Genomic DNA, 21,105 nt, shown 5'->3' with positions numbered 1-21,105 from the left:
CTCCAAACTCCAAACTCCAAACTCCAAACTCCAAACTCCAAACTCCAAACTCCAAACTCCAAACTCCAAACTCCAAACTCCTAACTCCAAACTCCAAACTCCAAACTCCTAACTCCAAACTCCAAACTCCAAACTCCAAACTCCAAACTCCAAACTCCTAACTCCTAACTCCTAACTCAGTACTGTTTTGCCCCATTCCCAATTACCAAATCTAAAATCTGTCAGTTTCCTGAGGTGTTCCAACTGCTCCTGGTTGAGCCGTAAAGAAGTTTTGAGCAGCTTCATTCTGATATATACACCTAATATCAGGTTTGTCGCTGTCTAAATTACCTGTAAAGCCAAAGGTGTTCAGACGATTTTTGCACTCATTTACCTGATCAGATGTCACCAGCTTACGTTGCTCTAAAAGCGCCCAATTATTTTGTCGGATTACGCATCCAGGACGCATACTCGGCTGGGCAACATAGACATTGAACGGGTTGAGAGTGACGAACAGTCTAGCATCCATCACCATCGCGCTAGCTCCGTACTGCACACAAATTTCAGGGTTTGGTGCTTTGGTGTCAATGAATTCACGAGAAGCCACATTTGACGGGGCCAACGTCGTTGTAGAACTAAAAGCAATGCCAATCCCAATTCCCAAAATCAACACCCCTCCCATAATTGCGATAGTGAAGAGGTTAAACATTGGGGATTGGAAAATAGAGGGTTTAGAAGTAGTAGCCGATTTACCAGTGGGTTTACGTCTCATTGTTGCTTAATCACCTTCACGCCGATTTGGAAGGGAGTCGCCTAAAGTTTTCTCCCTCTTTCAGTATGCCTATTCTTAACTGTAATTGTCTGCGACTTTTTGGGCAGCATTCTTCTTAAATGATAAAAATAGGAACTTATCTAGATATATAGACAGAATTTAAACCTACTCGGTTCTTCTTTCCATCTTAAATAATTAGTGAGTATTTTTATTTATTTGTCGGTTAAGGAATTGTTATTACCTTTGTGCTGCTTTACATGCAAATCACAGACTAACTATCTTTAACTTCTATATATTATTAACCAATTATAGGCTTCTCGACGGTTATTTGCATCTTGTAGTTTTCAACTCAGTATTCTTGAAATGCTGATTGAATTGAGTCATTAGTCATTTGCTGATGACTAATGACTAATGACAAAGGACTAACTAGCTAACAGAGTTTTTTCTAGAGAAGTCCAACGGAAGGCGCGATCGCCACCCCTCTCAATGACTACTCTTACTCGTGGTTCAAGCTGAGGCAAATTCGTTAAATACTCAAGTTCCTCATTGGAAAGAATATGCCCTTCAATAATCCACAAAACCAGCCCCTTTGACTTTGGCGGTAGCTGTTCTAGATGAGAATTGAGAATTGGTGGCAAATAGTACACATGACCTACTGCCGCACCGCTACCAGTACTTTTTTTCCCAAGATGAGGAGGTCTAACTCCATGAATTCTTGTGAGATATGCAGCTACGTCGCCCAGTCCCCTGGCCGTAATGTGGAGGGTAGTATACCCAGCTGCGCGTAGTCGGCGCTGATATCGACCTTCATAACCCCCTTCCAGAGGTACATACACACCAAGAGCGCCAAATTTTTCCAGATCGCGGATTAAACCGTTGCCAGTGGTAATTAGTGCCATAGATTTTCGTCTTATCCCACTTAGATATCTCTATTATTTACCCTGAACCGATAGATTAAAAGCATTTTCTTTGGGCATTGGGCATTACGCATTGGTTATTAACTCTTCTCCCCCTGCTCCCCCCACTCCCCAAAAATAACTCTATAAATTACTAGACAAACATAAATAAATAATTTATATTATTAGATTGTGACCAAAGACGCAATTAGACTCCCTTCTTGGTGTAATTTTGAGATAGTGTTAGCATCAAAAGCTGATGACTCAATCCAGATTTGGATAATCTAACTTAAATTGATCCTAGACTGGTAAACTAAGAAAGCTTTCAGGTCAACATTGGAGCTTATGGACGAAGAACCAAAGCCAATCCAAAGCTCCAGAGTCCATTTACTCCTGTGCCTCCCAAAAAGCAGGCAAAATCTTAAACAATAGTTTAAGCTGTCTAAGGAAGTAAAAACTGAGCAGCAATGTTGGTTTCATGGCATTACGTCAGTCTCAGTTAAGGGATACTGGGTGGTAAAAACCTCCTAAGTCCAACTGCAACACGGCAGTAGCCAACCTCCGGGAAGCCGTCTTATGGACGTCTAAAAATCGGAAAACCCCGCCGACAGCGCTGCCTCCAGAAAGTGCCAGAGCAATTGCTTGGACGAAAGCATTGCTGCACACAGCTTAAAGCTGTAGCGCCTTGCATTGATTCCAGAAGTTACTCCTTCCCAATGGGAAGGGACTTGTGGCTGTTCTGGTGATCTAGTGAGTGAACCTAAACAGATTCACCAAGCAGTACGGACACGGTTTGTTGTGTCCGAAAGCATTTGGAGCGGTTGATTTAAACCATTCCAAATTTCGCAGGCTAACCCAGCCTAAACTGATGCGTACAAAGCGTGTCCTCTAGAGTCCAATTCCAAGGTAAGCAAGTAGAAAGGAGAACCAGTTACTGTGTCTGTAGGTATTCTCGGCACCAAGCTGGGCATGACCCAAATATTTGACGAAGCAGGAGTAGCTATTCCTGTAACTGTCATTCAAGCAGGGCCATGCACCGTTACACAAGTTAAAACGAAACAAACCGACGGTTACTTTGCCATTCAAGTTGGTTATGGCGAAGTAAAACCAAAGGCACTGAACAGACCACTACTGGGTCATTTAGCAAAATCATCTGCCCCAGCATTGCGTCACTTAAATGAATATCACACCGATAGTTCTGGTGATTACGCTTTAGGTCAACAGATTAAAGCAGATATTTTTAGTGCAGGTCAAATTGTCGATGTAGTCGGCACAAGCATCGGTCGCGGCTTCGCGGGTAACCAGAAGCGCAACAACTTTGGTCGTGGTCCGATGTCCCACGGTTCCAAAAACCACAGAGCGCCGGGTTCTATTGGTGCTGGTACAACACCAGGTCGTGTCTATCCAGGTAAGCGGATGGCAGGGCGTTTAGGTGGCAAACGGATCACAATCCGTAAACTGACCATAGTGCGAGTTGATGCAGAACGCAACTTATTGCTTATTAAGGGAGCAATTCCTGGTAAGCCGGGCGCTCTAGTAAGTATTTTGCCTGCAAAAATAGTGGGATAGTCAAAAGTCATTAGTCAAACGTCATTAGTCATTAGTCATTGGCTAAGGACAAATGGCAAAAGACAAATGACCAATGACCAATGACAAAGGACAAATAACAAAGATGGTTGAAAGCGTAGTTAAAAATTGGCAAGGAGAACAGGTCGGCGAGACGACCTTCGAGTTGCGCGTTGCCAAGCAAGAAACAGCCTCTCATATTGTACACCGCGCCTTGGTACGGCAATTGACTAATGCTCGTCAAGGAAATGCCAGTACAAAAACACGTTCAGAAGTCAGAGGCGGTGGTCGTAAGCCTTGGCGACAAAAAGGTACTGGTCGCGCTCGTGCAGGGTCTATTCGTTCACCACTGTGGCGTGGTGGTGGTGTAATCTTTGGGCCAAAGCCCAGAGACTTCGACCTCAAGTTGAACCGCAAAGAGCGACGTTTAGCACTGCGGACAGTATTTGTCAGCCGCATTGAGGACTTAATCGTAGTAGAAGAATTTAGCACCGAGCTATCTCGCCCAAAAACTAAAGAATTAGTGGCAGCGCTTGCCCGTTGGGGAGTAGCGCCAGAAACCAAGTCACTGTTAATTTTGTCTGAAATTGCGGATACAGATAACGTTTATTTGTCAGCCCGCAACATTGAAAATTTAAAACTAATTGCAGCTGACCAGCTAAATGTTTTTGATTTACTGCACGCTGACAAGATTGTAATTACGGCATCAGCCCTAGAAAAAATTCAGGAGGTCTACAGTGCCTAACTTTGACCCCCGCGACCTTGCCGACTTAGTGCGTCGCCCAATTGTCACCGAGAAAGCGACCATCTTAATGGAACAGAATAAGTACACCTTTGAAGTAATTCCAAAGGCATCTAAGCCAGAAATCAAGGCTGCGATCGAAGACTTGTTTCAGGTGAAGGTTGTAAAAGTCAACACCACCCTACCACCGCGTAAAAAGCGGCGCGTTGGTAAATTTATTGGTTATAAGCCCCAATATAAACGAGCCATTGTTACCGTCGCAGCTGGGGATGAAGACAAGATTAGACAAGTTCTATTCCCAGAAGTCTAGGAATTTGAGAATTGAGATTTGAGATTGAGGAGTTTACTCAATAAGTCCCCAAGATGGTCGCAATTAGTTAAACACTCATTAAATCCAAAATCTAAAATTCAAAATCCAAAATTAAGTAAATCCAAAATCCAAAATCCAAAATAGATTATGGGTACTCGTTCTTATCGCCCTTATACCCCCAGCACTCGCCAAGTTACAGTTTCTGACTTTGCGGAGATCACAAAAACTGAGCCAGAAAAATCCCTAACTACCTCGAAGCATCGCGCCAAAGGTCGGAATAATACAGGGCGGATTACCAGTCGTCGCCGGGGTGGCGGACACAAACAACTTTACCGGATCGTCGATTTTAAAAGGGATAAACATAATATTCCTGCCAAAGTCGCAGCAATTGAATACGATCCTAACCGCAATGCCCGAATTGCCCTTTTGTATTACCAAGATGGCGAAAAACGGTATATCCTGCATCCCAACGGGTTGAAAGTTGGAACAATAATTATTTCTGGACCTGAAGCTCCCTTTGAAGATGGTAATGCTTTACCTCTCTCGAAGATTCCCTTGGGTACTGGTGTTCACAATGTAGAAATGACTCCTGGCAAAGGTGGTCAAATCGTGCGTGCTGCTGGTGCTAGCGCTCAAGTTGTCGCAAAAGAAGGTGATTATGTAACTCTCAAGTTACCTTCAGGAGAAGTCCGCTTAATTCGGCGCGAGTGCTACGCCACCATTGGGCAAGTAGGCAACACCGATGCTAGAAACCTGAGTGCAGGTAAAGCAGGGCGAAATCGCTGGAAAGGTCGCCGTCCTAAGGTTAGAGGTAGCGTCATGAACCCAGTGGATCACCCACATGGTGGTGGTGAGGGTAGAGCACCTATCGGTAGATCGGGGCCTGTTACACCTTGGGGTAAACCCACATTGGGCGCTAAGACACGCAATCGTAAGAAACTTAGCAGCAAATTGATTGTGCGTCGTCGTCGGAAGTCTTCTAAACGCGGTCGCGGTGGTCGTGAATCTTAAAGAGTTAGGAGTTATGAGTTATGAGTTGAGAGTAAAATCTAACTCCTAATTCCTCACTCCTTACTCCTAATTTCTAAATCCTAAATCCAAAATTGAACTATGGGTCGTTCTCTAAAAAAAGGTCCTTTCGTTGCGGATCATCTCCTAAAGAAAATTGAAAAGCTCAACGACAACAACAGAAAAGAAGTTATTAAAACTTGGTCAAGAGCTTCGACAATTTTGCCTCTAATGGTAGGTCATACCATAGCTGTTCATAACGGACGCCAACACGTTCCAGTTTTTGTAAATGAACAAATGGTAGGACACAAATTGGGTGAATTTGCCCCAACACGCACCTACAGGGGTCATGGAAAAAGCGACAAAAAAGCAGGTAGGTAGTCATTAGTCATTATTCATTAGTCATTAGCTAAAGACAAATGACTTCATGACAAACGACAAATGACAAAAATGGAGAAAATTATGGCTACTAATACTACTGAAGTAAAAGCGATCGCTCGTTTTATCCGCATCTCAGCCTACAAAGTGCGTCGGGTACTCGATCAAATCCGGGGGCGATCGTACCGAGAAGCGTTAATCATCCTAGAATTCATGCCTTATCGCGCCACTGAACCCATATTGAAGGTTCTCAGAAGCGCTGCTGCTAATGCCGAACACAACGCTGGGTTAGATCGGACTCAACTAGTGATTACTCAGGCTTATGCCGATCAAGGACCGCCGTTGAAGCGGTTCCAACCAAGAGCGCAAGGTCGAGCTTACCAAATTCGCAAGCCGACGTGTCATATTACTGTGGCCGTTGCAGCCGCCCCAGAAAAATAAGCTTTTTTTACACGAATAAATTGCGTAAAGTAAGAAATTTTAGAGGAAGCATTCGTGGGACAGAAGATTCATCCAGTTGGTTTTCGCCTGGGTATTACACATGAGCATCAATCCCGTTGGTTTGCTGTTCCTGATCGCTATCCAGAACTTCTCCAAGAAGACTACAAACTCCGGCAATACATAGATCAAAAGCTAGGTAGACAGGCTCAAAACAACGCCGGAATTTCCGAGGTACGGATTGAGCGCAAAGCCGACCAAATTGACTTAGAAGTACGCACAGCTAGACCAGGTGTAGTAGTAGGTCGTGGTGGTCAAGGGATTGAATCCTTGCGTACCGGACTCCAAGGGTTGTTGGGTAGTAATCGCCAAATTCGCATTAACGTAGTTGAAGTCCAACGAGTTGATGCTGATGCCTACTTAATTGCCGAATACATTGCTCAACAATTAGAACGCCGGGTTTCCTTTCGGCGGGTAGTGCGGCAATCGATTCAGCGGGCCCAAAGGGCTGGTGTCCAAGGGATTAAAATCCAAGTCAGCGGTCGGCTCAACGGTGCAGAAATTGCCCGGACAGAGTGGACTCGTGAAGGTAGAGTACCTTTACATACCTTACGGGCTGACATTGACTACTCTTATTGCACGGCAAAAACTGTTTACGGCATTCTGGGCATCAAAGTATGGGTGTTTAAGGGAGAAATTATTCCTGGACAGGAAGAAACTCCGCCACCACCTGCAAGCCGCGAACGCGATCCCCGCGATCGTGGCGATCGCGATCGTGAACCCCGTCGCCGTCAACAACAACGTCGTCGTCAGCAGTTTGAAGACCGATCAAATGAAGGATAAATCGTCATTAGTCATTAGTCATTAGTCATTAGTAAATGGCAGATGACAAATGACAAAGCGCAAAGTCTGAGCGCCGGAAACCGGCGATCAGAACTTTGTAAGAGGGGACAAATGACAAATGACAAGTAACAAATCATGTTAAGCCCTAGAAGAACTAAATTCCGCAAACAACAGCGCGGACGGATGGAGGGACTAGCCAGCCGTGGTAGCACCCTTAACTTCGGTGATTTTGCACTCCAAGCGCAAGAACCTGCTTGGATTACCTCCCGGCAAATCGAGGCTTCCCGTCGGGCAATGACTCGTTATATTCGTCGGGGTGGACAAATCTGGATTCGGATTTTCCCTGATAAACCTGTAACCATGCGTGCTGCTGAAACCCGGATGGGTTCCGGTAAAGGTAATCCAGAGTTTTGGGTAGCTGTAGTCAAGCCAGGACGTATTTTGTTTGAAATAGGTGGGGTTTCGGAAGAAATCGCCCGTGAAGCTATGCGCTTGGCTTCATTTAAACTGCCCATAAAAACTAAGTTTATTGTGCGCCCTCAACCACAGGAGCAGGAATAGCTAATGCCTCTTCCCAAGATTTCAGAAGCAAGAGAATTAAGTGACGAGAAACTTTCTGAAGAAATTGTCGCGATCAAAAGACAACTATTTCAGTTGCGCTTGCAAAAAGCCACAAGACAACTAGAAAAGCCTCACCAGTTCCGACAAATGCGGCACCGCCTAGCCCAATTGCTGACGTTAGAAACAGAGCGCAAACGGGCAGCAAGTCAATCGACTAAAGAAGAAAAGTAGGAGATTATGGCAGTTAAAGAACGAGTTGGCTTGGTAGTGAGCGATAAAATGCAAAAAACTGTGGTAGTAGCCATAGAAAACCGCGCTCCTCACCCCAAGTACGGCAAGATTGTGGTTAACACCCAACGATATAAAGTTCACGACGAAGAAAATAAGTGTAAAGTAGGCGATCGCGTTCGCATTCAGGAAACTAGACCCCTGAGCAAAAGCAAGCGCTGGAAAATCACAGAAATTCTGAACGTCAAGCCTACTTAAACCTCATCGTTGTTAGAAACTAACAACATTACAAGGGAGAATAATTGTGATTCAACCCCAGACTTACCTGAATGTCGCAGATAATAGCGGTGCCCGCAAACTAATGTGCATCCGCATCTTAGGCGGAGGCAACCGTCGTTATGGTTTTATCGGTGATAAAATTATCGCCGTTGTCAAAGATGCTACACCCAACATGGCTGTAAAAAAGTCTGATGTTGTGGAAGCAGTAATTGTCCGAACTCGGAAAGCTATGTCTCGTGACAGCGGCATGAGTATTCGCTTTGATGATAACGCGGCTGTAATCATCAACAAAGACGGTAATCCCAGAGGTACACGGGTTTTTGGCCCAGTTGCCCGGGAACTGCGCGATAAAAACTTTACCAAAATTGTTTCTCTGGCTCCGGAGGTGCTTTAATGGCAACCAAAAAGGATACGCCCAAAGTATTCCACAAAATGCACGTCAAAACTGGCGACACTGTACAAGTGATTGCTGGCAAAGACAAGGGAAAAGTTGGTGAAATTATCCAGGCACTTCCCCAACTGAGTAAAGTTATTGTCAAAGGTGTCAATATTAAAACTAAGCACGTTAAACCCCAGCAAGAAGGGGAATCAGGGCGGATTATTACCCAAGAATTCCCGATTCATAGCTCCAACGTGATGCTTTATTCCACTAAGCAAAACGTTGCCAGTCGTGTTAGTTATACCTTTACCTCAGAAGGCAAAAAAGTCAGGAAACTTAAAAAAACTGGCGAGATTCTGGATAAATAGTTAGAAGTTAGGAATTAAGAGTTAGGAATTAAATTTAACTCATAACTCATAACTCATAACTCATAACTCATAACTTTGTTCCCTGACCAAGCCCAGGGATATCAGGACAAAAAACTATGCCGACAACAAGACTCAAAACCTTATATCAAGAGACAATCGTCCCCAAACTGATCACTCAGTTTCAATATACCAATGTTCATCAAGTACCGAAGTTGGTAAAGGTTACTATTAACCGAGGTTTGGGTGAAGCGGCTCAAAATGCGAAGTCACTAGAGGCATCGATTAACGAAATTGCCCTGGTAACAGGTCAAAAACCAGTGGTGACACGGGCGAAAAAGGCGATCGCTGGCTTTAAGATTCGTCAAGGGATGCCTGTGGGGATCATGGTTACTCTGAGAGCCGAACGGATGTATGCCTTTTTTGACCGACTAGTTAGCCTGTCATTACCCAGAATTCGAGATTTTCGCGGCGTTAGCACTAAAAGCTTTGACGGACGCGGTAACTACACTCTGGGTGTGAGAGAACAGCTAATTTTTCCAGAAGTCGAATACGACAGCATCGATCAAGTCCGTGGGATGGATATTTCCATCATTACCACAGCAAAAAACGACGAAGAGGGTCGCGCCTTACTTAAAGAATTAGGAATGCCCTTTCGCGATCAAGAAGTTCATCAATAGAGGGAACGATGGCGGCTAACGACACAATTGCAGATATGCTGACGCGCATCCGCAATGCCAACCTGGCGCGGCATCAAACTACACAAGTGCCAGCTACAAAAATGACCCGGAGTATTGCCAAAGTACTACGGGAGGAAGGCTTTATTGCTGAAATTGAAGAAGCAGAAGAAGGGGTAAAACACAATCTGGTGATTTCCCTGAAATACAAGGGTAAAAACCGTCAGCCACTAATCACCGCCTTAAAGCGAGTGAGTAAGCCTGGCTTACGTGTTTACTCGAATCGAAAAGAATTACCAAGGGTACTAGGCGGCATTGGCATTGCCATTATTTCTACATCCAGTGGGATTATGACTGACCGCGAAGCGCGGCGTCAGAACTTGGGTGGCGAAGTGCTTTGTTACGTTTGGTAGTCATTGGTCATTAGTCATTTGTCATTAGTGAAGGACAAAGGACAAAGGACAAAGGACAAATAACAAAGGACAAAAAGTCATGTCTCGTATTGGTAAACGTCCAATTACTATTCCCGCCAAAGTTCAAGTGGCGATCGATGGTACGAAAATTGTGGTGAAAGGCCCGAAGGGAGAACTTTCTCGCACTCTCACATCTAATGTCTCACTCTCTCAAGAGGGAGACATATTACAGGTAAATCGTCGGGATGAAACTCGTACTTCAAAGCAACTGCACGGCTTGAGCCGCACTTTAGTTGCCAACATGGTCGAGGGAGTTTCCCAAGGTTTTCAGCGCCGTTTGGAAATTCAAGGTGTTGGTTACCGCGCACAAGTTCAGGGGCGTAACCTAGTTTTAAATATGGGTTATAGCCATCAGGTGCAAATTGAACCACCAGAAGGAATTCAGTTTGCTGTAGAAGGTACCACTAACGTCATTGTCAGTGGGTATGACAAAGAAATCGTAGGCAACACAGCCGCCAAAATTCGTGCCGTTCGTCCACCAGAACCTTACAAAGGTAAAGGCATTCGTTATGCCGGTGAAGTGGTCAGACGGAAAGCTGGTAAGACTGGTAAGGGTGGTAAGAAGTAGAAATGAAACTTACTCGTAGAGAATCAAAAAATCGTCGTCATCGACGCGTTCGTGGTAAAGTTATTGGCTCCCCGGAACGTCCGCGTTTAGCGGTATTTCGTTCTAATGAGCATATCTATGCCCAAATAATTGATGATACTCAGCATCAAACCATAGTGGCAGCATCGACTGTAGAACCAGAACTGAAATCTAGTTTAGCGTCATGTGCAAACCGCGACGCATCGGTGCAAGTTGGTAAGTTGATCGCAGTGCGATCGCTAGAAAAAGGCATCACCAAAGTAGTCTTTGATCGCGGTGGTAACTTATATCATGGTCGTGTCAAAGCATTAGCTGATGCAGCACGCGAAGCTGGTTTAGATTTCTAAAGTCATTGGTCATTAGTCATTGGACAAATGACAAAAGACAGAATGACAAAAGACAAATGACAAAAGACAAATGACGTTCACCAGAGCACTAAATTATGGCAACAGAGCGTAAAAGTAGAACAAAGCGTGCCAAAAAAGAAGAAACCACTTGGCAAGAACGGGTTATCCAAATCCGACGCGTAAGTAAAGTGGTCAAAGGTGGTAAAAAACTCAGCTTCAGAGCGATCGTTGTTGTCGGTAACGAACGCGGTCAAGTTGGTGTCGGAGTAGGCAAAGCCTCAGATGTAATTGGCGCCGTCAAAAAAGGCGTAGCCGACGGCAAAAAACACCTCATTGATATCCCCATCACTAAATCCAACTCCATCCCCCATCCCATTGATGGTGTCGGTGGCGGTGCGAAGGTAATGATGCGCCCAGCCTCACCTGGTACTGGGGTAATTGCTGGAGGTGCTGTGCGGACTGTGCTGGAATTGGCAGGAGTTCGTAATGTCTTAGCCAAGCAACTTGGCTCTAACAATCCGCTCAATAATGCTAGAGCAGCAGTCAATGCCTTATCTACACTGCGGACTCTTGCTGAAGTCGCGGAAGATCGCGGTATTCCTATTGAAAGTCTCTACATCTAATTTAGTCATTAGTTATTGGTTATTGGTCATTAGTCATTAGTTAATAACAAAGGACAAATGACACACAAACGCCCCTCCGGGTAACGCTCGTGCCTCGCTAGTGCTGCGCTAACGCCAGTTACTCATCGGGGAGACCCCTAAGACCGCACTGGCTCACAAATGACAAACGACAAATGAGAACTTGATAACTTATGAGACTCCATGATGTTAAGCCGCAAAAAGGCTCAAAGAAACGCAAGAAGCGTGTAGCTAGAGGTATTTCTGCCGGTCAAGGTGCCAGCGCTGGTCTAGGTATGCGGGGTCAAAAATCTCGCTCCGGTAGCGGTACTCGACCCGGTTTTGAAGGTGGTCAACAGCCATTGTACCGCCGCTTACCTAAGCTGAAGGGCTTTCCGATTGTTAATCAGAAGATTTACACTACGATTAATGTAGAGAAGCTAGCCTCTCTTCCCGCTAATACGGAAGTAACTTTGACCTCATTGAAGGCAGCAGGTATCCTAACTGCTGTCAAAGGGCCATTGAAAATTTTAGGTAACGGGGAATTGAGTATTCCGCTCAAGGTACAAGCGGCAGCTTTCACAGGTTCAGCTCGTAGCAAAATTGAGGCAGCTGGAGGGAGTTGTGAAGTCTTATGAGTGAGCCGGAACAGCGCACTTAAATGGAAGCCAACTCGCTGTCAGCGCCTGGTTCACTATAAAGGTAGCACTCTATGATCAGTCGAGATAAAGCCCCTACGGCTCAAGAAACTTTTATGCAGATGGCACAAGCAGCGGGCCTCAGAGGTAGGCTGCTTGTGACTGTCGGTATTTTAATTTTGGTTCGCCTGGGTATCTTCTTGCCCGTACCAGGGATTGATAGACCGAGATTTGCCGAAGCCATATCTGGCAGTAATTCCATATTTGGCTTATTGGATATATTTTCCGGGCGAGGACTTTCGACTTTGGGAGTCTTTGCTTTAGGGATTTTGCCCTTCATTAATGCCTCTATTATCATCCAATTGCTCACCGCAGCAATTCCATCTTTAGAAAATTTACAGAAAAATGAAGGCGAAGCCGGTCGGCGAAAAATATCGCAAATTACCCGCTATGTAACTGTAGTTTGGGCAATTCTACAAAGTACAGCTTTTTCGGCATTATTCCTCCAGCAATTCGCCTTACACCCAGGGCTAATCTTTGTAGCTGAAACTGCGATCGCTCTGACTGCTGGTTCGATGTTCGTCATGTGGGCATCAGAACTGATTACAGAACGTGGTATTGGGAACGGTGCATCATTGTTGATTTTTGTCAACATTGTCGCGTCATTACCAAAAGCTTTGGGTGATACCATAGACTTGGTGCAAGTCGGGGGTCGGGAAGCAGTAGGTCGTGTGATCGTGCTGCTGTTAGTTTTTCTAGCAACAATTGTTGGTATTGTGATTGTGCAGGAAGGAATGCGCCGCATCCCAATTATTTCGGCTCGTCGCCAAGTAGGTAGGCGAGTTTTGGCAGAGCAACGTAGCTATCTGCCCCTGCGGCTGAATCAAGGCGGCGTCATGCCAATTATTTTTGCTACTGCCATCCTCAGTTTGCCACTGCTGATCGCCAATTTTAGTAAAAATGCCGATTTGGCGAATATAGTTAACACTTATTTGAGTCCAAGCGGTTCTAGCTCCTGGGTCTATGCCTTGGTATACATGATTTCCATTGTTTTCTTCAGTTACTTCTATTCTTCGTTGATTCTCAACCCAGTAGATGTGGCGCAAAACTTGAAGAAAATGGGTTCTAGTATTCCTGGAATTCGTCCCGGTAAGGCAACTAGCGAGTATATCGAACGCGTGTCCAACCGACTAACTTTTTTGGGTGCAATCTTTTTGGGCTTGGTTGCTATTATCCCCACCGCCGTGGAAAGCGCTTTGAATGTGAAAACTTTCCGGGGAATAGGTGCTACCTCTTTGTTAATTTTAGTTGGTGTGGCAATTGAGACAGCCAAACAAGTCCAAACTTATGTCATCTCTCAGCGCTATGAAGGAATGGTGAAATAATAGTGACGCGATTAATCTTCTTGGGGCCACCTGGAGCGGGTAAAGGAACACAAGCTCAAACTTTGGCTGAACACTTGAATATTCCCCATATTTCTACTGGGGAAATATTAAGACAAGCCATGAAAGAGCAAACTCATTTGGGAATCAAGGCTCAAAGTTATGTTGATAGCGGCGAGTTAGTACCCGATCAGCTAGTGCAGGACTTGGTACAGGAGCGCCTCAGTCAAACAGATGCCAAAAATGGTTGGATTCTTGATGGTTTTCCCCGCAAAGTGACCCAAGCAGGTTTTCTGGAGAAGTTACTCCAAGAAATACATCAGAGTGGCGAAAGGGTAGTCAATCTAGATGCACCAGATGAAGTTGTGATCGCACGTTTGCTTGCTAGAGGACGAAAAGATGATACCGAAGAGGTGATTCGTCGTCGTTTAGAAGTGTACCGCGCTGAAACTGCACCTTTAATTGATTATTACGGCGATCGCAAAAAACTCCTAACAGTCAATGGCAATCAGTCCCAAGAAGATGTCACTGGTGAACTACAAAAAGTAATTGCTTCCTGAAAGGGGAGTAGGGAATTCACCACTTATCACTCACTATTTCCCACTCCCCACTCCCTATACCAAGAAAAAGATCAATTTTAGCTAAGATATATTAATAAACTGTTGATATATTTCTTAAAGTGTGTTCTCTTGCAGATAAAGTGCTGCAACTGAACACGAAATTGTTGAGTTGAGGAAAAAACAAATTGTCTAAGCAAGATTTGATTGAAATGGAAGGCACGGTTACAGAGTCCCTGCCCAATGCAATGTTTCGCGTTGACTTGGACAATGGCTTTAACGTGCTAGCTCACATTTCCGGCAAAATTCGCCGAAATTATATCAAGATTTTGCCCGGCGATCGCGTCAAGGTAGAGTTAACTCCTTACGACTTGACCAAAGGCAGAATTACCTATCGACTACGAAAGAAGTAAGTATATGTAGAGAATTTTACCATAAAACCATTTTTTTGGCTGTTTGCTAGTCATTGAAGTGGATTAATTTCCCTAGGAATGCTATAATTTTATATTTGGAGTCAAAAAATAAAAGGCATGAAAGTTAGAGCCTCAGTCAAGAAAATTTGTGAGAAGTGTAACGTGATCAAACGTCGTGGTCGCGTTATGGTGATCTGCGTCAACCCCAAGCACAAGCAACGTCAAGGATAACACTCTTACAAACAGAGTGAGTTGTAAGACGCATATCATCATTAAAACGAAAAGACGCGATTAATCACGTTTTTCCAACCAACAGTAATTGCGAGAACAATAGGGAGAGTTCATTGTGGCACGTATTGCCGGAGTAGACCTTCCACGCGATAAGCGCGTCGAGATCGGTCTGACTTACATTTATGGAATTGGTTTATCACGTTCTCAAGAAATTATAGCGGCTACTGGTGTGAACCCAGACACCCGCGTTAAGGACTTAAGTGATGCCGATGTGACAGCCCTACGAGGGGAAATAGAAAGCAACTATCAAGTTGAAGGCGACTTGCGGCGCTTGGAGTCTTTGAACATCAAGCGCTTAGTTGACATTGGTACCTACAGAGGCCGTCGTCATCGCATGGGCTTACCAGTCAGAGGACAAAGAACTCGCACCAATGCCAGAACCCGTCGAGGCAGAAGGCAGACAGTGGCTGGGAAGAAGAAGGCTCCAGGGAAATAATTTTGCAACGCTTGCTAATTCGAGCAAGTTTTACCTTAAATCAACTAAACAAGTATGGCGAGACAACCAACTAAAAAAACCGGGAGCAAGAAGCAGAAACGGAATGTACCCAGTGGAATGGCCTACATCCAGTCTACTTTCAACAATAGCATTGTCACCATTACCGATCAAAATGGAGATGTCATCTCCTGGGCTAGTGCTGGTTCTAGCGGTTTTAAGGGAGCAAAAAAGGGAACTCCCTTTGCAGCGCAAACTGCTGCTGAAAGTGCAGCCCGTAGAGCCATTGATCAAGGAATGCGCCAAATTGAGGTAATGGTCAGTGGTCCAGGAGCAGGTAGAGAAACCGCTATCCGGGCACTTCAAGGAGCAGGACTGGAAATTACACTCATTCGGGATATTACCCCCATTCCTCACAATGGTTGCCGTCCACCCAAGCGCCGTCGAGTTTAAACACCAAGACTTAGGTATTGAGTAAGAAAAATTACAAAAAAGTAAGTTATTTTACTTACAATAACTGCTTGGGCGTATAACCTGCAAATTGTCATTGGGTAAAAGCTTGGGCGACCAAAAGTGCGTCAGATTTTCCCTGCGGGAAAGGTGTTAAACTTCGGGAACCCAAAATATTATTAGCGCCTGTAAGCTCAATAGGAGCGTCAAACTATACCGTAATTTTATACTAGTAGTTTGATTAACCTAGACTACAGGACATAAAGTCAACCAATTTTGGATTTTGGATTTCCGATTTTGGATTGAACCCGACCATGAGGGTACGGGGCTTGAAGATTTTAAATTGGAGATTTTGGATTTGTTCTGCCCACTTAAATTTTAGATATTAAATTTTGGATTTTGGATTAGGAAAATCTTTCAATCTCAAATCGGCAATTACATTATCTAAAATTCTGCGGCGCGGGGCATGAGCCAAAAAATCTAAAATCTAAAATCTAAAATCTAAAATTCTTAGTCAATTCGGGAGGCAATTGATTTGTCTGCTAGCAGCACCTTAGAAAAAGGGAGGCTCATCCGTGGCGCAGTTTCAGATTGAATGTGTAGAGTCTAATACTGAAGAAAGTCGGAACCATTACAGTAAATTTGTTCTGGAACCTCTAGATCGTGGTCAAGGAACAACGGTTGGCAACGCACTGCGGCGAGTTTTACTGTCCAACCTAGAAGGTACAGCAGTTACAGCAGTGCGGATTGCAGGCGTTTCACACGAGTTTGCCACAGTTCCAGGTGTGCGGGAAGATGTGCTGGAAATCCTCATGAAAATGAAGGAAGTTATCCTAAAAAACTATTCCTCGCAGCCTCAGATTGGTAGATTACTCGTTACAGGTCCAGCAACAATCACTGCGGCGCATTTTGATTTACCTAGTGAAGTAGAAGTCATCGATCCGACCCAGTATGTAGCCACTATCGCTGAGGGTGGAAAGCTGGAAATGGAATTTCGGATCGAGAAAGGCAAAGGCTATCGCACCGTAGAGCGAGGACGTGAGGAAGCCACATCGTTGGACTTTCTGCAAATCGACTCAATATTTATGCCGGTGCGAAAAGTCAATTATAGTGTTGAAGAATCTCGTGGGGAAGGCTTGATTCCAAAAGACCGACTGCTGTTGGAAGTTTGGACAAATGGCAGTATTTCCCCCCAAGAAGCACTATCTTCGGCCGCTGGGATCTTGGTAGATTTATTCAACCCGTTGAAAGACATCTCCCTAGAACCAACAGACACAGGCTCGGACATTCCAGACGACCCAACTGCCCAGATACCCATCGAAGAGTTGCAACTTTCTGTACGGGCTTATAACTGTCTCAAACGCGCACAAGTTAACTCTGTGGCAGATTTGTTGGATTATACCCAAGAAGACCTCTTAGAAATTAAGAACTTTGGTCAGAAATCAGCAGAAGAAGTCGTGGAAGCTTTGCAGCGACGCTTGGGCATCACCCTGCCAATGGAAAGAGGCTCTAAACACCCTTAAGAAAAACCGTTCATAACTCATAGTGCATAATTATGCGTCACCGTTGTCGCGTCAAAAAACTCAGTAAACCAGCCGATCAACGTCGTGCTTTATTGCGATCGCTCGCCACCGAGTTGATCCGTCATGGTAAGATCACCACCACTTTAATTAGAGCGAAAGTTCTCCGAAGTGAAGTGGAAAAAATGATTACCCTAGCCAAAAATGGCTCCTTGTCAGCACGTCGGGAAGCCCTTGGCTATATATTCGACAAACAACTGGTTCACGCTCTATTTGAGCAAGCTCCAACTCGATATGGCGATCGCCAGGGCGGTTATACCCGCATCCTGCGGACTGTACCGCGTCGGGGTGATAATGCCAAAATGGCCATAATTGAATTGGTTTAAGTCATTTAGTCATTAGTTATTAGTCATCAGTCATTAGTCATTGGTCATTAGTGAATAACAAAGGACAACTGATAAAGGACAAATGATAAAAAACAAATGACAAAGGACAAAATCTGTATGTTAGAAAGCCACCAGCCTACACAAACTCATCGAGTAGCCTTGGTAATCCAATACCTGGGCACTCATTTTCATGGCTGGCAACGGCAAAAAAAACAACGGACTGTCCAAGAAGAGATAGAAAGAGCGATCGCTACTATTCTTGGGTATCATGTAACATTACACGGTGCCGGACGAACCGATTCTGGAGTTCATGCTGCTGCTCAAGTAGCCCATTTTGAAGCAACAGGTTTAATTCCGCCTCACAAGTGGGCAACAATCCTAAATAGCTATCTGCCGCCAGATATATTAATCAGGGCTTCAGCTAGTGTCGATAACCGTTGGCACGCTCGCTTTAGTGCAGCCTATCGACGGTATCGCTACACAATATATACTGAAGATCGACTTAACTTGTTTGTAAGACCCTTCAGTTGGCATTATTATTATGCACCCCTGGATGAATCTTTAATTGAAGCTGCCTTGAAACCTCTGTTGGGAAAGCATCACTTAGCTGCTTTTCACCGTGCAGGCTCAAAGCGATCGCATTCCTGGGTAGAGGTGCAAGCAGCAGAGTGTCGTCGCAGTGGGCCATTTATCCATATTGAAATACAGGCAGATGGATTTTTGTATGGCATGGTACGGCTGTTGGTAGGGATGCTGGTACAAGTAGGTTCTGAAGAACGGACACTTTCTAGCTTCACCGAACTCTGGAAAGAACAACGTCGAGAAGAAGTGAAACACGCCGCACCGCCCCAAGGTTTATGCTTGTTGCGAGTCGGCTATCCAGATTTTCCCTTTCCAAAAGAGATTTGGTACGACACCTTGCCAAAGTTCGTCACTAGTCAAGAGTCATTAGTCATTGGTCACTAGTGAATAACAAAGGACAACTGACAAGGGACAAAGGACAAATAACAAATGACTAATGACAAATTAAAAATGACAAAGGACAAATGACAAATGACAACGAGTAAAACATACCTTCCTTCTCAAGCGTCCCTTGAGCGTGAGTGGTACATAGTAGATGCCACCGATAAACGCCTCGGTCGCCTCGCCAGCGAAGTCGCACAGGTATTGAGAGGCAAAAAGAAACCCGAATATACACCTCATCTAGATACAGGTGACTTCGTAATCATCATCAATGCTGAGAAAGTAGCAGTTACAGGCAAAAAGCGCACTCAAAAGCTTTACCGTCGCCATTCTGGTCGCCCCGGTGGGATGAAAACGGAAACTTTCGCTAAACTGCAAGACCGCATACCAGAGCGGATTTTAGAACAAGCTGTTAAAGGGATGCTACCTAAAAGTAGTCTGGGTAAGCAGTTGTTCACCAAGCTGAAAGTTTACGCAGGTCCTACCCATCCCCATGATGCTCAAAAACCTAAAGAACTAAAAGTTAGTACAATTCCTGGAGAAGAAAATTAATGGTAGTAGCAGATGCTAATAGCGGTCGCGCCGTATACTGGGGTACTGGTCGTCGTAAGAACGCAGTAGCACGGGTACGCTTGGTTCCAGGCACCGGTCAACTGATTGTGAACGGTAAAGATGGAACCTTGTATTTCCAATTTAACCCCAACTATCTGGGAGTGATCAAAGCACCCTTGGAAACTCTGGGATTAGAAAACGAATATGACATTTTGGTGAAAGCAGAAGGCGGCGGCTTGACCGGACAGGCTGATTCTGTCCGTTTGGGAGTTGCTCGTGCTTTGTGCCAACTAGACCCAGACAACCGCCCACCTTTGAAAACCGAAGGTTATTTGACTCGTGATCCGAGAGCCAAAGAGCGGAAGAAATATGGTTTACATAAAGCCCGGAAAGCGCCTCAGTACTCTAAACGTTAGGGAATTGGGCATCCCAACTCTTGGAGACGCTACGCGAACGACTTCGCTCAGGGCAAGTGGGGATGGGGCATGGGGCATGGGGCATTGGTTTCTCCCACTTCCTCATCTCCCCACTCCCTAGCTGCAATTGAATGAAACCTGAAAGATATAATTGATATAGATTCATCACAAAAAAACAATGGCTAAAGCTGATATTCACCCCAAGTGGTATCCAGATGCTAAAGTTTACTGCAACGGTCAAGTTGTTATGACCATTGGCTCTACTAAGCCAGAATTGCATGTAGATGTTTGGTCTGGAAATCACCCCTTTTACACAGGCACTCAGAAGATTATTGACACTGAAGGTCGAGTTGAGCGCTTCCTCCGCAAGTACGGCATGAGCAGCACTCAAACATCTGGCGACGAACAAGACAAAAAGTAGCGAGTTGGCTCTGCTGTTAACGACGGCCCTGCATCAGCTGGGTCGATTTTCATTTATATGCTCGAGCCAATTTGTTATTTTTTTAAGGAGCGATCGCACTGGTCATGGCTGAATCATACTTACTGGATAAACTCAAATCCGTTGAACAAACCTTTAATGAGTTAACACGTCGTCTTGGCGACCCCGATACCGCTAGCAATCCTGATGAGTATCAAGAAATTGCTAAGTCTCGTTCTTCTTTGGAAGAGGTAGTTAATACATACGAGATTTGGAAAACAGCCCAAGAAGACTTGACCGGAGCGCGTCAAGTTTACAAAGAATCTGCGAGTGACCCAGAGTTGCAAGAAATGGCAGCACTGGAAGTAAAGGAACTTGAACAAAAAATAGAATATTTAGAGTCTCGCTTGAAAGTCTTACTGCTACCACGCGACCCCAATGATGAAAAGAATATCATGTTGGAAATTCGCGCTGGTACTGGTGGCGATGAAGCAAGTATTTGGGCTGGGGATTTGATGCAAATGTACACCCGCTATGCCCAGACTCAAGGTTGGAAAGTTTCTCTTGTGAGCGAATCTCGAGGAGAAATGGGTGGCTGGAAAGAGGTCATTCTCGAAATTAAAGGTAATGACGTTTACAGCCAGTTAAAGTTTGAAGCTGGAGTGCATCGTGTGCAGCGGGTGCCTGCAACTGAATCTGGGGGACGGGTTCATACTTCCACAGCTACGGTAGCGATTATGCCAGAGGTGGACGATGTGGAAATTCACATTGACCCGAAAGATATTGAAATGACTACAGCCCGTTCTGGTGGTGCTGGTGGGCAAAACGTCAACAAGGTGGAAACAGCCGCCGACTTGATGCATAAACCGACGGGAATACGCATTTTCTGTACAGAAGAACGCAGCCAGTTGCAAAACAAAGAACGGGCGATGCAAATTTTGCGGGCGAAGTTGTATGAGATGAAGTTACGCGAACAACAAGAAGCTGTAACTTCCATGCGGCGATCGCAAGTTGGTACAGGGTCGCGATCGGAAAAAATTCGCACCTATAATTATAAAGATAACCGGGCTACCGATCATCGGTTAGGTCAGAATTATTCTCTTAACCCTGTTTTGGAAGGTGATTTAGAGACGCTTATCCAATCTTGTATATCTCTAGACCAACAGGAACGTCTTGCGGAATTAGCGACTTCTGCGGCTAACTAATTTTTGCTGTTAAATACCCTGTAAAACCCAATAT

At 44.9% G+C, this 21,105-nt stretch carries 33 protein-coding genes; 31 read left to right on the top strand and 2 right to left on the bottom strand.

Translation table 11 applies throughout. The features are described 5' to 3' along the window. Window positions 1-211: 211 nt before the first annotated feature. Both V7K73_RS24625 and V7K73_RS24620 read right to left on the bottom strand, forming a co-directional pair. Window positions 212-751 carry a DUF3172 domain-containing protein gene (locus V7K73_RS24625; RefSeq protein WP_334865894.1) on the bottom strand — a complete coding sequence of 180 codons (540 nt, stop codon included), beginning with the start codon at window positions 749-751 and terminating at the stop codon, window positions 212-214. A 422-nt stretch (window positions 752-1,173) separates the two neighbouring features. Further along, entirely contained in the window at window positions 1,174-1,650 is a 477-nt protein-coding gene (locus V7K73_RS24620; protein ID WP_196510707.1) for an NAD(P)H-quinone oxidoreductase subunit N, read from the bottom strand. A gap of 933 nt (window positions 1,651-2,583) precedes the next feature. On the opposite strand from V7K73_RS24620, the gene rplC reads away from it, so the two are divergent. The 31 genes from rplC (at window position 2,584) to prfA (ending at window position 21,071) form a co-directional block, all read left to right on the top strand. After that, window positions 2,584-3,216 carry a 50S ribosomal protein L3 gene (rplC, locus tag V7K73_RS24615; RefSeq protein WP_334883897.1) on the top strand — a complete coding sequence of 211 codons (633 nt, stop codon included), beginning with the start codon at window positions 2,584-2,586 and terminating at the stop codon, window positions 3,214-3,216. Window positions 3,217-3,319: 103 nt separating this feature from the next. Further along, window positions 3,320-3,958, top strand: a complete 639-nt coding sequence (gene rplD / locus V7K73_RS24610; RefSeq protein WP_334883907.1) for a 50S ribosomal protein L4 — start codon at window positions 3,320-3,322, stop codon at window positions 3,956-3,958. Then, on the top strand, window positions 3,951-4,265 hold the full coding sequence (locus tag V7K73_RS24605) for a 50S ribosomal protein L23 (protein WP_334883895.1): 315 nt from the start codon (window positions 3,951-3,953) through the stop codon (window positions 4,263-4,265). The genes rplD and V7K73_RS24605 overlap by 8 nt, the downstream gene beginning before the upstream one ends. Window positions 4,266-4,412: 147 nt before the next feature. Next, window positions 4,413-5,276 carry a 50S ribosomal protein L2 gene (gene rplB, locus V7K73_RS24600; RefSeq protein ID WP_334883894.1) on the top strand — a complete coding sequence of 288 codons (864 nt, stop codon included), beginning with the start codon at window positions 4,413-4,415 and terminating at the stop codon, window positions 5,274-5,276. A gap of 99 nt (window positions 5,277-5,375) precedes the next feature. Then, window positions 5,376-5,654, top strand: coding sequence for a 30S ribosomal protein S19 (rpsS, locus tag V7K73_RS24595; RefSeq protein WP_012410721.1), 279 nt, complete (start codon window positions 5,376-5,378; stop codon window positions 5,652-5,654). Between the two features lie 81 nt (window positions 5,655-5,735). Beyond that, the gene (gene rplV, locus V7K73_RS24590) at window positions 5,736-6,092 is read left to right on the top strand and encodes a 50S ribosomal protein L22 (RefSeq protein WP_069070777.1); all 357 of its coding nucleotides are present in this window, start codon (window positions 5,736-5,738) and stop codon (window positions 6,090-6,092) included. Window positions 6,093-6,146: 54 nt separating this feature from the next. Beyond that, window positions 6,147-6,932, top strand: a complete 786-nt coding sequence (gene rpsC, locus V7K73_RS24585) for a 30S ribosomal protein S3 (RefSeq protein WP_334883892.1) — start codon at window positions 6,147-6,149, stop codon at window positions 6,930-6,932. Window positions 6,933-7,067: 135 nt separating this feature from the next. Then, the gene (rplP, locus tag V7K73_RS24580; protein ID WP_334883890.1) at window positions 7,068-7,493 is read left to right on the top strand and encodes a 50S ribosomal protein L16; all 426 of its coding nucleotides are present in this window, start codon (window positions 7,068-7,070) and stop codon (window positions 7,491-7,493) included. 3 nt (window positions 7,494-7,496) lie between these two features. After that, window positions 7,497-7,724, top strand: a complete 228-nt coding sequence (gene rpmC / locus V7K73_RS24575) for a 50S ribosomal protein L29 (protein WP_334883888.1) — start codon at window positions 7,497-7,499, stop codon at window positions 7,722-7,724. A 6-nt stretch (window positions 7,725-7,730) separates the two neighbouring features. Continuing rightward, window positions 7,731-7,979: a 30S ribosomal protein S17 gene (rpsQ, locus tag V7K73_RS24570; protein ID WP_334883887.1), complete on the top strand. Its 249-nt coding sequence runs from the start codon at window positions 7,731-7,733 to the stop codon at window positions 7,977-7,979. A gap of 46 nt (window positions 7,980-8,025) precedes the next feature. Continuing rightward, on the top strand, window positions 8,026-8,394 hold the full coding sequence (gene rplN / locus V7K73_RS24565) for a 50S ribosomal protein L14 (RefSeq protein ID WP_229547629.1): 369 nt from the start codon (window positions 8,026-8,028) through the stop codon (window positions 8,392-8,394). After that, window positions 8,394-8,747, top strand: coding sequence for a 50S ribosomal protein L24 (gene rplX, locus V7K73_RS24560; RefSeq protein ID WP_334883885.1), 354 nt, complete (start codon window positions 8,394-8,396; stop codon window positions 8,745-8,747). Before rplN ends, rplX begins: the two co-directional genes overlap by 1 nt. A 116-nt stretch (window positions 8,748-8,863) precedes the next feature. Continuing rightward, complete coding sequence (gene rplE, locus V7K73_RS24555) at window positions 8,864-9,424, top strand: 50S ribosomal protein L5 (RefSeq protein WP_334883883.1); 561 nt, start codon at window positions 8,864-8,866, stop codon at window positions 9,422-9,424. 8 nt (window positions 9,425-9,432) lie between these two features. After that, entirely contained in the window at window positions 9,433-9,834 is a 402-nt protein-coding gene (gene rpsH, locus V7K73_RS24550) for a 30S ribosomal protein S8 (protein WP_012410712.1), read from the top strand. A 79-nt stretch (window positions 9,835-9,913) separates the two neighbouring features. Next, window positions 9,914-10,462, top strand: coding sequence for a 50S ribosomal protein L6 (gene rplF / locus V7K73_RS24545; RefSeq protein ID WP_334883880.1), 549 nt, complete (start codon window positions 9,914-9,916; stop codon window positions 10,460-10,462). A 2-nt stretch (window positions 10,463-10,464) separates the two neighbouring features. After that, window positions 10,465-10,827 carry a 50S ribosomal protein L18 gene (gene rplR, locus V7K73_RS24540; protein WP_099101131.1) on the top strand — a complete coding sequence of 121 codons (363 nt, stop codon included), beginning with the start codon at window positions 10,465-10,467 and terminating at the stop codon, window positions 10,825-10,827. 95 nt (window positions 10,828-10,922) lie between these two features. Further along, entirely contained in the window at window positions 10,923-11,450 is a 528-nt protein-coding gene (rpsE, locus tag V7K73_RS24535; protein ID WP_334883878.1) for a 30S ribosomal protein S5, read from the top strand. Between the two features lie 191 nt (window positions 11,451-11,641). After that, window positions 11,642-12,085, top strand: coding sequence for a 50S ribosomal protein L15 (rplO, locus tag V7K73_RS24530; protein WP_104906408.1), 444 nt, complete (start codon window positions 11,642-11,644; stop codon window positions 12,083-12,085). Window positions 12,086-12,159: 74 nt separating this feature from the next. Further along, window positions 12,160-13,470: a preprotein translocase subunit SecY gene (secY, locus tag V7K73_RS24525; protein WP_334883876.1), complete on the top strand. Its 1,311-nt coding sequence runs from the start codon at window positions 12,160-12,162 to the stop codon at window positions 13,468-13,470. 2 nt (window positions 13,471-13,472) lie between these two features. Next, the gene (locus tag V7K73_RS24520) at window positions 13,473-14,027 is read left to right on the top strand and encodes an adenylate kinase (RefSeq protein WP_334883874.1); all 555 of its coding nucleotides are present in this window, start codon (window positions 13,473-13,475) and stop codon (window positions 14,025-14,027) included. 185 nt (window positions 14,028-14,212) lie between these two features. Then, on the top strand, window positions 14,213-14,437 hold the full coding sequence (infA, locus tag V7K73_RS24515) for a translation initiation factor IF-1 (RefSeq protein WP_006276978.1): 225 nt from the start codon (window positions 14,213-14,215) through the stop codon (window positions 14,435-14,437). Between the two features lie 117 nt (window positions 14,438-14,554). Then, window positions 14,555-14,668, top strand: coding sequence for a 50S ribosomal protein L36 (gene rpmJ, locus V7K73_RS24510; protein WP_015129703.1), 114 nt, complete (start codon window positions 14,555-14,557; stop codon window positions 14,666-14,668). Window positions 14,669-14,783: 115 nt separating this feature from the next. Further along, the gene (gene rpsM, locus V7K73_RS24505) at window positions 14,784-15,164 is read left to right on the top strand and encodes a 30S ribosomal protein S13 (RefSeq protein WP_069070762.1); all 381 of its coding nucleotides are present in this window, start codon (window positions 14,784-14,786) and stop codon (window positions 15,162-15,164) included. 54 nt (window positions 15,165-15,218) lie between these two features. Beyond that, the gene (gene rpsK, locus V7K73_RS24500) at window positions 15,219-15,614 is read left to right on the top strand and encodes a 30S ribosomal protein S11 (protein WP_069070761.1); all 396 of its coding nucleotides are present in this window, start codon (window positions 15,219-15,221) and stop codon (window positions 15,612-15,614) included. A gap of 572 nt (window positions 15,615-16,186) precedes the next feature. Then, window positions 16,187-17,134: a DNA-directed RNA polymerase subunit alpha gene (locus tag V7K73_RS24495; protein ID WP_334883873.1), complete on the top strand. Its 948-nt coding sequence runs from the start codon at window positions 16,187-16,189 to the stop codon at window positions 17,132-17,134. Window positions 17,135-17,166: 32 nt separating this feature from the next. Next, the gene (rplQ, locus tag V7K73_RS24490; RefSeq protein ID WP_094349105.1) at window positions 17,167-17,517 is read left to right on the top strand and encodes a 50S ribosomal protein L17; all 351 of its coding nucleotides are present in this window, start codon (window positions 17,167-17,169) and stop codon (window positions 17,515-17,517) included. Between the two features lie 117 nt (window positions 17,518-17,634). After that, window positions 17,635-18,483, top strand: coding sequence for a tRNA pseudouridine(38-40) synthase TruA (gene truA, locus V7K73_RS24485; RefSeq protein WP_334883905.1), 849 nt, complete (start codon window positions 17,635-17,637; stop codon window positions 18,481-18,483). An 87-nt stretch (window positions 18,484-18,570) separates the two neighbouring features. Further along, window positions 18,571-19,032 carry a 50S ribosomal protein L13 gene (rplM, locus tag V7K73_RS24480; RefSeq protein ID WP_334883871.1) on the top strand — a complete coding sequence of 154 codons (462 nt, stop codon included), beginning with the start codon at window positions 18,571-18,573 and terminating at the stop codon, window positions 19,030-19,032. After that, the gene (rpsI, locus tag V7K73_RS24475; RefSeq protein ID WP_104906415.1) at window positions 19,032-19,448 is read left to right on the top strand and encodes a 30S ribosomal protein S9; all 417 of its coding nucleotides are present in this window, start codon (window positions 19,032-19,034) and stop codon (window positions 19,446-19,448) included. The genes rplM and rpsI overlap by 1 nt, the downstream gene beginning before the upstream one ends. A 178-nt stretch (window positions 19,449-19,626) precedes the next feature. Further along, a complete protein-coding gene (rpmE, locus tag V7K73_RS24470) occupies window positions 19,627-19,869 on the top strand; it encodes a 50S ribosomal protein L31 (protein ID WP_069070756.1) in 243 nt (80 codons plus the stop codon). A gap of 104 nt (window positions 19,870-19,973) precedes the next feature. Next, window positions 19,974-21,071: a peptide chain release factor 1 gene (gene prfA, locus V7K73_RS24465; protein WP_334883869.1), complete on the top strand. Its 1,098-nt coding sequence runs from the start codon at window positions 19,974-19,976 to the stop codon at window positions 21,069-21,071. Window positions 21,072-21,105 lie beyond the last annotated feature (34 nt).

This window comes from Nostoc sp. (assembly GCF_036916975.1).
GTDB lineage: Bacteria > Cyanobacteriota > Cyanobacteriia > Cyanobacteriales > Nostocaceae > Nostoc.
Note: the sequence above shows the minus strand (reverse complement) of the source record. Positions and strands in the feature narration are given on the sequence as shown.